At 58.7% G+C, this 13,086-nt stretch carries 14 protein-coding genes; all 14 read left to right on the forward strand.

What is annotated here, in order from left to right; all coding sequences use genetic code 11:
- The 14 genes from R2R70_RS02365 (at window position 1) to R2R70_RS02430 (ending at window position 13,076) form a co-directional block, all read left to right on the forward strand.
- Window positions 1-873 carry a tail fiber domain-containing protein gene (locus tag R2R70_RS02365; protein ID WP_410977143.1) on the forward strand — a complete coding sequence of 291 codons (873 nt, stop codon included), beginning with the start codon at window positions 1-3 and terminating at the stop codon, window positions 871-873.
- The gene (locus R2R70_RS02370; RefSeq protein ID WP_410977144.1) at window positions 870-1,118 is read left to right on the forward strand and encodes a hypothetical protein; all 249 of its coding nucleotides are present in this window, start codon (window positions 870-872) and stop codon (window positions 1,116-1,118) included. Before R2R70_RS02365 ends, R2R70_RS02370 begins: the two co-directional genes overlap by 4 nt.
- Window positions 1,119-1,121: 3 nt before the next feature.
- Window positions 1,122-2,078 carry a hypothetical protein gene (locus tag R2R70_RS02375; RefSeq protein WP_410977145.1) on the forward strand — a complete coding sequence of 319 codons (957 nt, stop codon included), beginning with the start codon at window positions 1,122-1,124 and terminating at the stop codon, window positions 2,076-2,078.
- On the forward strand, window positions 2,071-3,069 hold the full coding sequence (locus tag R2R70_RS02380) for an SPASM domain-containing protein (protein ID WP_410977146.1): 999 nt from the start codon (window positions 2,071-2,073) through the stop codon (window positions 3,067-3,069). The genes R2R70_RS02375 and R2R70_RS02380 overlap by 8 nt, the downstream gene beginning before the upstream one ends.
- A complete protein-coding gene (locus tag R2R70_RS02385) occupies window positions 3,070-3,798 on the forward strand; it encodes a hypothetical protein (protein ID WP_410977147.1) in 729 nt (242 codons plus the stop codon).
- Window positions 3,799-3,807: 9 nt separating this feature from the next.
- The gene (locus tag R2R70_RS02390) at window positions 3,808-5,109 is read left to right on the forward strand and encodes a radical SAM protein (protein WP_410977148.1); all 1,302 of its coding nucleotides are present in this window, start codon (window positions 3,808-3,810) and stop codon (window positions 5,107-5,109) included.
- Complete coding sequence (locus R2R70_RS02395; protein ID WP_410977149.1) at window positions 5,106-5,708, forward strand: putative 2OG-Fe(II) oxygenase; 603 nt, start codon at window positions 5,106-5,108, stop codon at window positions 5,706-5,708. The genes R2R70_RS02390 and R2R70_RS02395 overlap by 4 nt, the downstream gene beginning before the upstream one ends.
- Window positions 5,709-5,769: 61 nt before the next feature.
- The gene (locus tag R2R70_RS02400; protein WP_410977150.1) at window positions 5,770-6,114 is read left to right on the forward strand and encodes a hypothetical protein; all 345 of its coding nucleotides are present in this window, start codon (window positions 5,770-5,772) and stop codon (window positions 6,112-6,114) included.
- 10 nt (window positions 6,115-6,124) lie between these two features.
- Entirely contained in the window at window positions 6,125-6,604 is a 480-nt protein-coding gene (locus tag R2R70_RS02405; RefSeq protein WP_410977151.1) for a D-Ala-D-Ala carboxypeptidase family metallohydrolase, read from the forward strand.
- 24 nt (window positions 6,605-6,628) lie between these two features.
- A complete protein-coding gene (locus tag R2R70_RS02410; protein ID WP_410977152.1) occupies window positions 6,629-7,012 on the forward strand; it encodes a hypothetical protein in 384 nt (127 codons plus the stop codon).
- Window positions 7,009-7,257 (forward strand): hypothetical protein, encoded by a 249-nt coding sequence (locus tag R2R70_RS02415; protein ID WP_410977153.1) that lies wholly within the window; start codon window positions 7,009-7,011, stop codon window positions 7,255-7,257. The genes R2R70_RS02410 and R2R70_RS02415 overlap by 4 nt, the downstream gene beginning before the upstream one ends.
- A gap of 3 nt (window positions 7,258-7,260) precedes the next feature.
- The gene (locus tag R2R70_RS02420; protein WP_410977154.1) at window positions 7,261-8,553 is read left to right on the forward strand and encodes a hypothetical protein; all 1,293 of its coding nucleotides are present in this window, start codon (window positions 7,261-7,263) and stop codon (window positions 8,551-8,553) included.
- A 55-nt stretch (window positions 8,554-8,608) separates the two neighbouring features.
- Window positions 8,609-10,594 carry a hypothetical protein gene (locus R2R70_RS02425; protein WP_410977155.1) on the forward strand — a complete coding sequence of 662 codons (1,986 nt, stop codon included), beginning with the start codon at window positions 8,609-8,611 and terminating at the stop codon, window positions 10,592-10,594.
- Between the two features lies 1 nt (window position 10,595).
- Window positions 10,596-13,076 carry a LamG-like jellyroll fold domain-containing protein gene (locus R2R70_RS02430; RefSeq protein ID WP_410977156.1) on the forward strand — a complete coding sequence of 827 codons (2,481 nt, stop codon included), beginning with the start codon at window positions 10,596-10,598 and terminating at the stop codon, window positions 13,074-13,076.
- The last annotated feature ends 10 nt before the right edge of the window (window positions 13,077-13,086 follow it).

Genomic DNA, 13,086 nt, shown 5'->3' on the forward strand with positions numbered 1-13,086 from the left:
ATGCAGCGCTTTACCGACATCAGCGAGAACACGAACATCGAGGACAGCCGACAGCTGCTTCTCGATAACGACCAATCGGGCATCTCGAACAACTCCGGCGTCAGCTTCCCCTCCTATGGAGAGGTTGGCACGGCGTGCTATCGGACAGACCAGGATCGCCTCTACATCAAGCGCACCAACGGCAACTGGCAAATGATCGCCGACGCCACCGAGACGGCCTTGTCGCGTCAGGATGCTGACGCACGCTATTCCCGCACCACGCACAATCACGACTCGGATTATGCACCGCGAGTCAGCAACAACCGCCCAGGTGTTGACCGCCTCTATCGCAGCGACAGCGACAACGGCTACAACGTCCAGATCAACTACACCGGCACCTACTGGCGTCTGCACGGTTACAACGGCAACACCGAGCATTCAGGTGTGCTGGTAGAGCGCGCTTCCAGTGCTTCTACCGCTGATAACGCCACCAAGCTCAACAACCTGAGTGCCAGTAGCTACCTGCGCTCGAATGCCAATGACACCTTCAATGGCACGCTCACCGTCACCGGCAACCTCAAGGTCAACAGCACTCTGACCGTCACCGGAGACATCACGTCCGCTTCTGACGCCCGCATCAAGACCGACATCGAGACGCTGGAAGGCGCACTGGAGAAGGTCAGACAGCTGCGCGGCGTGAGCTACCGACACAAGAAGACCGGAAAGGACAGCATCGGCTTCATCGCTCAGGAAATGCGAGAGGTGCTGCCGTGCCTGGTGCATGCCGATGAGGATGAAAAGCTGTCTGTTGCCTACGGCAACGTCACGGCGCTTCTGGTCGAGGCCATCAAAGACCTGACTGATCGTATCGACAAGATGGAGACTGCCGCATGAGCTTCAAAGTTGGCTCGCTGACTGTGATCGACAACAACGGCGACATTGACTGGGATCGCATCAAGAACCCGAACGTCGTCACCTCTTCGGCCCCGAGCTACACCTACACGCACGGTTCCGGTGACACCGTGAAGAAGACCGAAACCTACATCGAGCGGGTGGGGGATGCAGTGCGTCTCAGGACGGATCGCTACCTTCAGAACTGCAACTGCAATTGCAACTGCAACTGCCAGTGCCGGGATTAAGCCATGATCAACGCCAAGTTTCTTCAACAGCAGAATCCCGAGCGCGACACGCTTCAGCATTATCTCCAGATCACCGGCACCAATGCGGTCTATGCGGTCTTCGATGAGTATCAGGAGGAGTCTCACGCCTCACTGCTCTCCAACGAAATCCGCGATGTGGCGACATGGGATGTCATGGAGCCGCAGATTCGTGACCTGCGAACCGACCGACCCGATCAAGTATTCGGCCCGAGCGATCTGGGCCTTCAGTTGATCGAGGGGCTGCCGGCGGATGACTACGGGCGCGGCGACAAGCGCTTCATCTTCATGGGAGCTATCGCCATCAACCTCGCATCCGAGCTGTGGGGTGAGGACGAGCTGGTTGACTGCTCCCTGTTCGACATCCTCGGGGACTCTAAGTCAGCCCCTATCGGCTTCAACAACCGCCTTGAGCACACGCGCTCGAACAAGATTGCCTACTCGGCCCGATTCCGCAGTCACCGTGATCAGACCCGCACCCTGGTCAATGTGTTCTTCCCGTATGCCCCGAGCAGCTTCGAGGACGCATGCCACATCGGGATCAGTCACGGGATTCACCAGCCGATCAGCAATCTGGTGAACGACGCGGGTGAGGGCATCCCCGGCACCAAGCTGGTAGATAGCATTTACAAGCTGGTGCCCGAGCAAGAGACGTATCAGGTGCCAGAGAACGGCACTGTCACGCTGACATTCTCGGCGGTATGGCCTGCCTCCTTCGATTACGACAAGGAGGGCGGCGAGCTACTGCTGGAGCCGATTGATGTCGTTGCCGATACCCGTGCTGGATATGTGCCGCGCCGTCTGAAGCGAACGCAGGAAGGCACCGTGTCCTTCGAGTTCATGGCGCTGGGGCTGACGGCCGGTGAAACAGTGAAGTTCAAGGTCGGCGCAGGCTATGTGACCAAGCTCGGATCAGCGGTCGTGGAGGTCATCAGTGCTTAACGTCTTCTTGGGTTATGCCTGCAACTTCAATTGCGGGTATTGCCTTCAGGAGCCAGAGGACCAGCGGGGGCCGCCAAGGGCTCCCCGCCTGGATACCTTCTTCGAGAAGGTCATTCCCTGGATGAAGGCAAACGACATTCGCGAGATCGCCTATTGGGGCGGTGAGCCGGTCGTCTACTGGCAGGCCATCGAGCAGATTCATGAGCGACTGTTGGCTGAGGGCTTCGAGTTCGACATGGTGAAGTTCGCCACCAACGGCTCGCTCTTCAAGGATCACCACATCCAGAAGCTCAACGAGTGGGGCGCCTACGTCATCGTCTCGATGCATGAAGACTTCGGTGAGCCTAACTGGGGCCAGGTCGCCAAGCTCAATAACTCAAGCCTCTCCTACCTGTTCCGCAAGAACTGTCTGTCACCGATGGACTGGCTGGAGAAAGTGCGCGATCTGGAGGCCAAGTATCAGCGACCCTTCTTCCCCTACATGCACTGGATTCGCTCGACAGACGGTGCAGCCGAGAAGTGGTGGATCGACCACGAGGATGTAGAAGAGCACGTTGCCGAGCTGTGGGAGTTGGCCCGCATGCGCATCGAGGGTGACAAGCACGCACACGGCATGTGGGAAGCTCACCTGCAGGATTGGCGCGAGAAGCTGAAGCCTGGGGAAGAGGCAGTGCCGATGTGCTTCGGCAAGCATCAGATCGACATCGACCTGGACGGCAACCTCTACGGCTGCCACCACACCGTCAATGACTCCATGAAGGTCGGCACGCTGGAAGAAGGCCCGAAGGACATCATGGTCATGAGTCGCATCCGTCGATTCGTGGACACCAGGGACTGCCAGACCTGTCCGATCAAGACGTGGTGTCGGGGCAACTGCCACCTCAGCAACACCCACGACGTTGATTGCCGGCTGTCGAAGGAGAAGCACCGGATTCTGAGCTGGTTGGATGCGAACGAGCGCGGCATCGACGCCATTACCGTAGAGGTTTGAATGGAAATCCCAACCCACACCGAACTGACCACGATCTTCCCGTCCTTTGTGATGCACAAACACTGGGACATGCCGGAGGGGTTCAATGAGCGCCTGACGGAGCTTGCCATCGAGGACGCCTTGAAGAACCGGATCACGGAAGAGGCGGGCGAGCGCAACATTGGCGACACCTCGAATCACCTGGGGCATCTGCGCCACAACTTCCTGACCGATTGCCGGGCACCGGAAGTCGCCATGCTGACTCGGATGGTGGATTCGGCGGTTCGCGAATACCTGATGCTGGCCTATGGCTATCAGCATGAGGGTGAGATTCGGATGATGGGGGATGCGCTGTGGCAGCGTCGCAGTCATGGCGAGAACATCGGGGTCAGCACGCACACCCACCTCAAGGCCGACATCGTTGTCACCTACTACCCGCGTGTCGATCTGGATGGCGAAAGCGAGAACGCTCTGCGTCGGGGTGGCGTGCGCTTCTACGATCCGGCCAACGTGGGCAAGCGCTTCTGGCCGTGCAACAACCCGAGCTACTACACGGGCGGCTGGTTCCAGGTCGAGCCTCGCGTCGGGTCAATGACGGTCTTCGAGGGTCACATTCCTCACGACAGCACCTTCTTCGAGGGCGAGGGGCGAATGTGCATCCCGATCATGGTCGATGTGGACACCCCCAAGAAGCACTGCAAGGTCACAACCTCCGACATCCTGTCTTTTCAGGGCCAAATCAGTAAGTAAGGAATGACTATGTTCACCATCACCCTGCGACGTGAAAGCGGCGAAACCTTCCAGTTGCTCTACGACCAGCGCACCAACGCCCTGACGACACCGGACGGCCAAGATGCACTGCCGGTCTACAACGATGGCCTGGGCAATTGGCGCGAGAGCAAGACCTTCAGCCCCGAGAATCCGCCGGGCAAGACAGGTGACGTGACCAACCTCAAGATTCAGCTGGGCCTCAAGTGCAACTACAGCTGTTCCTACTGCAACCAGGCAATCCATGTCGGCACCGAGATTCACACGGGCCTCGATGACGTGCATGAGTTTCTGGATGGCCTCGATTCCTGGCTGACCTCATCCCCCAAGCGCATCGAGTTCTGGGGCGGCGAGCCGCTGGTCTACTGGAAGAAGCTCAAGGTGCTGGTGCCGGAGCTGCGTCGCCGCTTTCCTGAAGCCACCTTCACGATGATCACCAACGGCTCCCTGTTGAACACAGAGAAGTTCGACTTCATCACCGAATACGACATCAACATCGCCATGTCACACGATGGCCCTGGTCAGTCTCTGCGCGGGCCTGATCCGCTGGAAGACCCGCAGGTGGTCGAGATCGTGAAGCGCTTCATCGAAGAGCGGCAGTTCTCCTTCTCGATCAACTCGGTGATCACCACCGCCAATGCCGATGTGAACGAGATCGTGAACTGGTTCAAGGAGCATCTGCACCCCAATCCCCCGATCAACTTCGAGGGTGTCGTGAATCACTACGAAGAGAACGGTCTGGGGCACACACAGCGCTTCTCTCGCGACGATTACGCGAAACTCGTCTCATCTATCAGGGACAATCTTAAAAGCGCTCAGGGGCGCTCACAGGGGCTTGAGCAGCGTGTCTATCAGTTCATCCAAGGAATCGCTGATCGTCGTCCCGACACAGCAACAGGACAGAAGTGCGGGATGGAGCGCGAGGACAAGATTGCGGTCGATCTGAAGGGCAATGTCATGACCTGCCAGAACGTCGGTGCGACCGGCGAACATGGGCTGGGCAGCGTGTTCCAGATGGATGAGGTCAAGCTGGACACCTCCTGGCACTGGCGTGAACGCCCTGACTGCGCCGGATGCCCTTACCTGCAAATCTGCGGCGGCGGATGCATGTATCTCAAGGGCGATAACTGGGTGGATACCTGCGAGAACGAATACCACTACGCCAAAGGCATCTTCGAAGGCGCCATGCGGATGCTGACCGGCGCGGATGTCATTGCCTTCGAGGGAGAGCACAGCCGTCCTAGCCGTGCGCCTTCCAATCCCAACCTCATTGCAGCGGTGAATGTCGCATGAACCATGAACTCGGATTCGTAGGGGAAGTCAGCACGTTCTACACCGGCCCTCTGACTGCCGACGAGCGTGCCTTCATAGATCGCATCACCCAGAAGCAACAGGAGCGTGACGGAGATAGCAAAAGGGTATCTGAGGTGGTCGTTTCTAAAGACGGTCATCGCGAAGATGTCTTTGGCGATAGCCCAGAGCTAAAGCGACTGTCTGATCTGGCTGATTTTGCCCTCTACCAGTATGTGACGAAGGCATTCCCCGAGATGGAACGTATGGACATCGAGATTCGTCGGGTCGGCTGCTGGCTGAACATCGGCAAGGTCGGGAAAGAGCTGCACACCCACGACTCGGATTTCTCGGTGGTCTTCTATCTGGATGACACGGAAGGGGAGGACGGGCATACGGTCATGACCAATCCGGTAAACCCGCACCTGAACTGCGGCTCGGGCCTGATACAGCAACACTTTCGGAGGGGGCTGAGGATCAAGCCGGTCGAGGGTAACGTCCTGATCTTCCCAGGGTATATGGAGCATGCCGTCGAACCCTACACCGGAAACACGCCCCGGCGGACATTCGGCATTGATTATACGGCCTTCGATAGTAAGTAATCGCTGACTTATGTGGTATATTCGCCTCTGTGAACTTACAACTTGCAGGGGCGATCCTTTTATGAATGACCAGACATTCACCTCGGTCAGAGAGTCACCATCTCTGAACCCCTCCGAGGAGCAGATGGTGAACTGGGCAGACAAGAGCCTTTGGATCGTGATCGGCATGATCCTTCTGGGGCACCTGGCCCGCAATCTTGTCTCGGATGAGCCATTCAACCTCAAGAAGTTCATCGGAGAGATGGTTCTGGCCGGCATTGGAGCCGTCGTCATCTACCTACTGGGCGTCCTGCAGGGCATGCCACCTATCCAGATCATCCTCGTGGGTTGTCTTACGAGTCTGGGCGGCGTGAGAGTTCTCGTATGGACGGCGAAAATCTACCGACTTTCCAAGAACCTCCAATGAGGAAGCCAACATGAAGTTTGCACCAAACTTCCCGAAGCACGAGTTCGAGGCGTCACAGACGGCCGCTCGCAAGGGGCTGGATAACGAGCTGAAGGGTGAGGCACTGGAAAATGCCTCCAAGCTCTCTTGGTGGCTGCAAGAGCTGCGCAACAAGATCAACCGTCACCACCGTCGCGAGAGCGAATCCCGCGAACTCCCTGTGATCATCACCTCCGGCTATCGAGGCCCGGCACTCAACGAAGCCATCGGCGGATCGAAGACCTCTCAGCACATGAAGGGCCAGGCGGTCGATATCCATGTGCCAGGCATGACCGCGCGTGAGCTTGTGGATTTCATCGTCAAGCACATGACCGGCTATGACCAGATGATCGAAGAGTTCGCCAGCTGGACGCATGTGAGTGTGACACCCAATCCGCGTGGTGAAGTGCTGATCGCGCGAAAGCGCGGCGGCAAAGTCACCTATTCCCATTTGGCCCAGAACGATAAGTAAGCACATACTTACAGGAGCGAGGTCATGTCTGCTGGCGTCTACAACGTCATTTGTGAACAGGGGGCGAGTTTCCGACTCGACCTCACCTACACCAACGACGACGGCTCCCCCATCCATCTCGCAGGGTTCAGCGCGCAGATGGATATCCGGCGCTCTCACACCACCAACAGCCGCTTGATCTCGCAACTGTCCACGGACAACGGGCGCATTCAGACGCCCACTCCCGAGACGGGCGAGATTCTGCTGGCTATCCCTTCCGAGGACACCTCTGAGCTGCCCACAGGAGAGTTCTTCTACGACCTGTTCGTCTGGCAGAACATCCCTGATGGCGAGGGCGGTTTCTACAAGGAAAGCCGGAAGGTCATCGAGGGCAAGTTCGTCGTCAGAGCGGGGGTAACTGTCTTGTGAGCAAGGTCAACGTGAAGGTCACGGTGACTCCTGACAACACGGTCGTAAACGTTGCCGAGAGTCACATCAAGGTCGTCAGTGTCGGCACTCAGGGTGTCCCTGGGCCACACATTCTGCACGGCGCGGTGGATGCCAATCTGGAGGATCGCAAGGACGGCTCTGTCATGGAGTTTTCCGAAGAGACGCAGAAATGGGAATCCACCAATGAACTCAGACACATCAAGATCAACTGCGGGAGCTTTTAAGGCATGAGCAATCTGATTCAGATCAAGCGTTCTCACACGACGAACGCACCGGCCAACCTCGGGGATGGTGAACTCGCCATCTCGCACCTGTCCCGAATCCTCTATGCAGGTGACGGCAGCAGCGTCCGTGCTATCGGCGGTGAAGGTGCGTTCATCCGTAAGTCTGGCGATACCATCAACGGCGACCTGGTGATCACCGGCAACCTGATCGTCAAGGGTTCTCAGTCCACCGTCGAATCCAACAACGTCGCTATCGGTGACGCCATCCTTGAGCTGAACCAGGACATGGATTCTGGTGACGCTCCGTCCGAGAACGCGGGCTTCGAGGTCAATCGTGGCGCTGAAGCTCCGGTCAAGTGGATCTGGGATGAGGCGAACGACGTGTTCACCGGCAAGGTGGGCACTGCACCGGCTTCCATCGCCGGCATGAAGGATGTCGCGCTGTCCGGCACCCTGTCTGCCTTCGATGCGGCCCTCGATGACACTCTGAACGTCGGCACCGACCTGACTGTCGGCGGGAACTCCGTGTTCTCCGGCACTGGTCGCTTCAATGGCCGTCTGACCACCACTGGTGGCATCACCAACACCGGCTCTTCCAGCTTCAACGGCACCTTCACCCAGACAGGCGGCACCTTCACCACTCGTGGTGTCCGTGATACCGCCACGACTCGCCAGCTGGACATCAACAACACCACCTCCACGATGAACAACAACTTCGACCTCAAGGGCACCATGAAGGTGGCCGAGAGCTTCGAGTTCCTGTCGGGTGGTAGCGTCGCGGGTGCGCTTGACCTCAACAACACCGTTGACCTGATGAACCTGCGTGTGGACAGCAACACGCTCAGCTCCATCAACACCAACGGCAACATCAACATCACCCCGAACGGTTCCGGTCGTGTCGTGATCGGGGCAATCGACGTGAACGGCGGCAACATCGACGGCACTGTGATCGGCGCATCTACGCCGGCCGCACTGACTGCCACTCGCATGACTGCCACCGACATCTTCGAGACGCGCGGCATCATCGACAACGCGACCGCTCGCAAGGTCACCATCGGCAACGCGCTGACCTCCATCTCCAACAACCTGAGCGTGGGCGGTGACACCTCTGTGACCGGCGAGCTGTCTGTTGCGCAGGACACCACGCTCTCCAAGAACCTGAGTGTCGGTATGGCGCTGTCTGTTTCCGCCACCTCCACTCTGACTGGCCGCGTCACCCTGGGTGAAAACCTGGTCGGCGCGGGCATCTCCACGTCTGCCATTCAGGGCTTCACCATCGACGGCGGCTCCTTCTAAGAGCACTGAGGTCAACGAGGGGGCTTCGGCCCCCTTTCTTGCATAAGGGTTTCGCATGAACAAGATCATCATCAAGCACTCGTCGGTGCCTGGCGTCATCCCAGCCGCAAGCGATCTGACGCTTGGGGAGCTGGCGATCAACGTCGCGGACGGGCTGGTGTTTGCGAAGCAGACAGACGGCAGCGTGAAGACGTTGGCCGAGGCCATCGAGATCAAGAGCTACGCCCATGTGGCCGGTGATGTGGGCAGCATTACCGCAACGGAAGCCGGTCAAGGGCTCACCATGACGGGCGGGGCGGGCCTCAAGGTCACTGCCACGAACGCCACCAACACGCTCAAGATCGACCTCGAAAACGCAGACGCCACCACGCTCGGCGGTCACGCACCTTCCTACTTCGCCACTGCCGATCATCTTCACGATGACCGCTACCTCAAGCTGCAATCCGAGGGTGGGGATTACTACACCCAGGCGGAAGTGAACAACAACATCCAGCAGGCCATCGACGACCTGATGGGTGGCGCTTCTTCAGCCTACGACACGCTCAAGGAGCTGGAAGAGGCGCTGAAGGACAATGACAGCGACATCGCCGGCATCAATGCGGCTATCGCGACCAAGCTGGCTGCGGCGGACTACACCGCATCCGACGTTCTCGCCAAGATCAAGACGGTCGATGGCAGCGGCTCCAATCTCGATGCGGATCGCCTGGACGGTCAGCATGGCGCCTATTACCGCAATGCCAGCAATCTGAATGCCGGGACTGTGCCGACCGCGCGTCTCAGCGGCATCTACAACATCGGCATCTCGGGCAATGCCGCCACGACCACCAAGCTCGCTGCCCCCGTGAACATCACGCTGTCAGGGGATGCTTCCGGCACCGTGAGCTTCGACGGATCGGCCAATGCCAACATCGACGTGACGGTTGGCAACGACTCTCACACTCACGACACCCGCTACTACCAGAAAGGCGAGTCTGACGGTCGATTTGCGCGACTCGCCGGAAACAACACGTTCACCGCGGACCTCACGGTCAACGGCAAGCTCACTGCTGGAAGCGCAGGCTTCAAGGTGGGCGAGGGGCTTGAGATTCTTGGGGAGGACGGGTATTTCCCGAACTCGTCCTACGCCGACGCTCGCATTCTCCGCATGCTGGACAACAACAGCTCGGATGGCCTTGTGGATGGCGGGCTGGTCATCGAGGGCTACACGGCAAGTGACGACGGCCGCAAGGAAGTCATGACCCTTCGCACGAACGGCGAATTCACAGCCTTCGGCAACACGGTCTGGCATGCGGGGAATCACGGGGAAGACTCTGGTCTTAACGCTGACCTGCTGGATGGACTTCATGGCAGTCAGTTCGCTCGCATCGACGCCCCAATCACAGACCTGATGCACATTGATCGGTCAGGTGAGGCGCTGAGTATTGGCGACAGCAGCCTGGACAGTGCCGATGCGTGGATTCGGATCGGTAACGGCTCCTATGACTGGCAGATTCGCTATCACGGCTCCACGTCAGGCGACGGGGGCAATGAACTCCAGCTCGTCAGCCAAACCCAGGGCAACGGCCTCCAGCTCGACCATGACGGCAACATCGAAGCGCTGATCGGCGGCAGCAAATACAAAATCTGGCACTCCGGCAATCACGGTGACGGCAGTGGTCTGGATGCCGACAGCATTGACGGGATTGGAAGCGGTGATCTGGCGAAGCTGAACGTCAAGCAGAACTTCACCAAGTCGTTCGGCCTTGGAGCGGTGCCCGGCAACTTATTCGAGAACGGCTATGCCATCGCGCTCAACGACAATGACTCGGGGATTCGTGGCAACGGCGACGGCACCATTGAAATCTGGGGCAACAACAAGGAAGTCGCGCAGTTCAGAACGACCGGCGTGACGATGTATATGAAGGGTTACGCGACCAAAGGCCTTGAAGTCACCGAGACGCTGAACGCCAAGGACGACATTCAGGTGGGTGGCGACTCAGGCTTCCAGATGAGCTTCAACACCGCCACCCAATCACTCGACTTCAACTTCCTGGGGGCGTGACATGGGCCTGATTGCACACTATCCCCTGAACGGTAACGCAAACGACGCTCACGGCCTCAATCATGGGGCCGCTTATGTGAACACCTGGGAGCCTGCAAAGGTCAACAGCGCGCTTGGCCTGACTCGCACAGAAGGCAGCCGCGTCGAGATTCCCCATGACCCCGAAGTCTCCCGCAAGGTGTTCGGGGTCGGGAAAGTCTTCTCGTTCTCGGTCTGGATCAATCTGGACGGCTACTACAGTCACGGCATCATCGTCGGCAAGCAGTCGGATGGCTCATACAGCAACACCACTTCCGCGCTCTGGGTCGATGGGAACGGCGTGCGGATGATGATGGGCTGCAACACCGCCGGCAATCCCAGCGGTGGCTCGATCACGGCAGCCTACAAGCCCAGTGCCGGGGAATGGCATCACATCGCAGGTGTGGCCGACGGCGAGTTCATCAAGCTCTACGTAGGAGGTGTTCTGAGGGCTTCCAGGCCGATATCCGAGCTGACACAGCCCCGAAGCGAGAACACGTCTCCTATCCGCATTGGCGGGCGCACATCGAGCAGTGCGGATGGTCTGGCTGGTAGCGTCCGCGATCTTCGCATCTACGATCACGCGCTCTCCCAGCTTGAGGTCCGCGATCTGAGCCTCGACCTGGCCCTGCACCTGAAGATGCTCGATGGCACCGATGCATCGAACACCTCGAAGGACATCAGCCTGGTCAATGATCCCCTGCAGGATGGCGCACTGGTCAACTCGGACGACGGCGGCCGCAAGGTCATCGTCAATGATCCGCCGGTCATCACGGGCAGTGCCAGCTATGCCTTCTGGATCAAGCCGGCCAATCGTGATCGCCGCATGACCTTCTGGAACATGTCATACGCAGGCGAGGGCACGATCAATCAGGAAACCACCGGCAAGTTGCGCATCTATGCAGGCCCGCAGGGTGAGGATGCCTACATCTCGCACGACTCCGCCGACATTCCGATTGGGGAGTGGACGCATGCAGTGGCAGTGCGTGATCTGGAGGCGGGTGAGATTCGCTGGTATCTGAACGGCAAGCTCAGCACGACCCGCACGCACACGATGGGGCAGACCAAGATCACCGGCAATCCGCTGACGTTGGGTTCTGGCTACACCAGCGACTTCATGGGCGATCTCAGGGATGTCCGGTATTACGCCTCTGTCCTGTCAGAAGACGCCATCCTTGAGCTGTATCAGCGCCGCGCTTCCCTCGATGACAAGGGAAACCTGCATGCCAACCAGATCATCGAGCATCTGGGCGACAAGCCAGGCTTGGACATCGTGGTGCGAAGCTCCGGCTATGAGGACGGCAACGTATCGGACATCCTGATCGGCGGCGAGCAGTATTCGTATGCCCTTCGCGGGTTCAACCTCGTGCTGATGTCCCCTAGCGGACATGTCGTCTCACAGGGTGGCTTCGATACACATGACCACGCAGGGCACACGGTCGATGGCGTCTACGACGCTGAAGGCGATGCAGAGCTTGCGATGGTCGATTATCTGCGGTCGGTCAGGGATGGCGACTACATTCTCATCTCGACCCGAGATCAGCCCCGCACCGGCTCTGCTGAACTGGCTGCCGAGCTTGCCAAGATCGAGGTTGATCTGAGCGCCATCGGCAACCGCGATGGCTACGCGGCCATTATCAGAAAAGGCGGGGGAATGATTGGCGAGATGCTGGCTCCACGAGCTGACGGCGTGGTGGCCGAGGTCACACATACGGTCGCCGCGTCTCCGTCAGCGAAGGAGTGGTTCGAGGCTCCATCGTTCAGCGAGATCGGCATTTCAAGGAATCTCGTCGGCTGGTATCCGCTTCAGGTCGATCCCAATGACCTTGCTGGAGCCAGCGATGGCCTGGTGGAAGGCCCGGCATTGGATCGGGACGGCTACGAGTGGTCTACCGAGAGTCAGGTCATCAGGGTGGAGGGTCAGCCGGCCGACATGATCACCGGCAGCTTCACCCTGGCGGCCCGCGTCTATCTCGACTCAACCATCCTGGCTGCCTACCCAGAAGAGAGCCGAAACATCGTTGCTCGGCACAACAACTCCGCCTTCCGTTGGCGTGTTCGAGAAGGTCAGAACACCTGGCTGCTGATCAATGACGGAGACGCCTATCAGATTCACCAGCTGGACTATCCGTTCCCGACCGACACCTGGGTCAACCACATGGTCGTGGCCGATCTGAAGGCCGGCGTGGTCAAGTTCTACCTCGATGGCGTGAAGATTGGTGAGGTGGCCAGTAGTAAGCTGTCAGTGGCCGAAACGGATGAGCGCACCATGCTGGGTGGCTACAACGGAGTAGGGGAGAGCTGGGCCGGCCGCATTCAAGACATCCGCATCTACAACGATGCCTTGAGTGACGGAGAAATTGCCAAGCTGAACCACTACATGACGCCCGACACGCAGACTCGCGCATCGTTTGATCGTGATGCCGTGACGCTCAAGGGGCAGATTCGAGAAGTCATCTCCTAAAGCCTTACCC

This window comes from Cobetia sp. SIMBA_158 (assembly GCF_046566945.1).
In the GTDB taxonomy this organism is placed as follows: domain Bacteria; phylum Pseudomonadota; class Gammaproteobacteria; order Pseudomonadales; family Halomonadaceae; genus Cobetia; species Cobetia amphilecti.

Bases quoted from the DNA above. Each gene is read 5' to 3' on its own strand.
- R2R70_RS02430 (WP_410977156.1), top strand. From the start codon at position 10,596: ATGGGCCTGATTGCACACTATCCCCTGAACGGTAACGCAAACGACGCT.
- R2R70_RS02405 (WP_410977151.1), top strand. From the start codon at position 6,125: ATGAAGTTTGCACCAAACTTCCCGAAGCACGAGTTCGAGGCGTCACAG.
- R2R70_RS02385 (WP_410977147.1), top strand. From the start codon at position 3,070: ATGGAAATCCCAACCCACACCGAACTGACCACGATCTTCCCGTCCTTT.
- R2R70_RS02375 (WP_410977145.1), top strand. From the start codon at position 1,122: ATGATCAACGCCAAGTTTCTTCAACAGCAGAATCCCGAGCGCGACACG.
- R2R70_RS02420 (WP_410977154.1), top strand. From the start codon at position 7,261: ATGAGCAATCTGATTCAGATCAAGCGTTCTCACACGACGAACGCACCG.
- R2R70_RS02400 (WP_410977150.1), top strand. From the start codon at position 5,770: ATGAATGACCAGACATTCACCTCGGTCAGAGAGTCACCATCTCTGAAC.
- R2R70_RS02370 (WP_410977144.1), top strand. From the start codon at position 870: ATGAGCTTCAAAGTTGGCTCGCTGACTGTGATCGACAACAACGGCGAC.
- R2R70_RS02390 (WP_410977148.1), top strand. From the start codon at position 3,808: ATGTTCACCATCACCCTGCGACGTGAAAGCGGCGAAACCTTCCAGTTG.
- R2R70_RS02365 (WP_410977143.1), top strand. From the start codon at position 1: ATGCAGCGCTTTACCGACATCAGCGAGAACACGAACATCGAGGACAGC.
- R2R70_RS02395 (WP_410977149.1), top strand. From the start codon at position 5,106: ATGAACCATGAACTCGGATTCGTAGGGGAAGTCAGCACGTTCTACACC.
- R2R70_RS02410 (WP_410977152.1), top strand. From the start codon at position 6,629: ATGTCTGCTGGCGTCTACAACGTCATTTGTGAACAGGGGGCGAGTTTC.
- R2R70_RS02425 (WP_410977155.1), top strand. From the start codon at position 8,609: ATGAACAAGATCATCATCAAGCACTCGTCGGTGCCTGGCGTCATCCCA.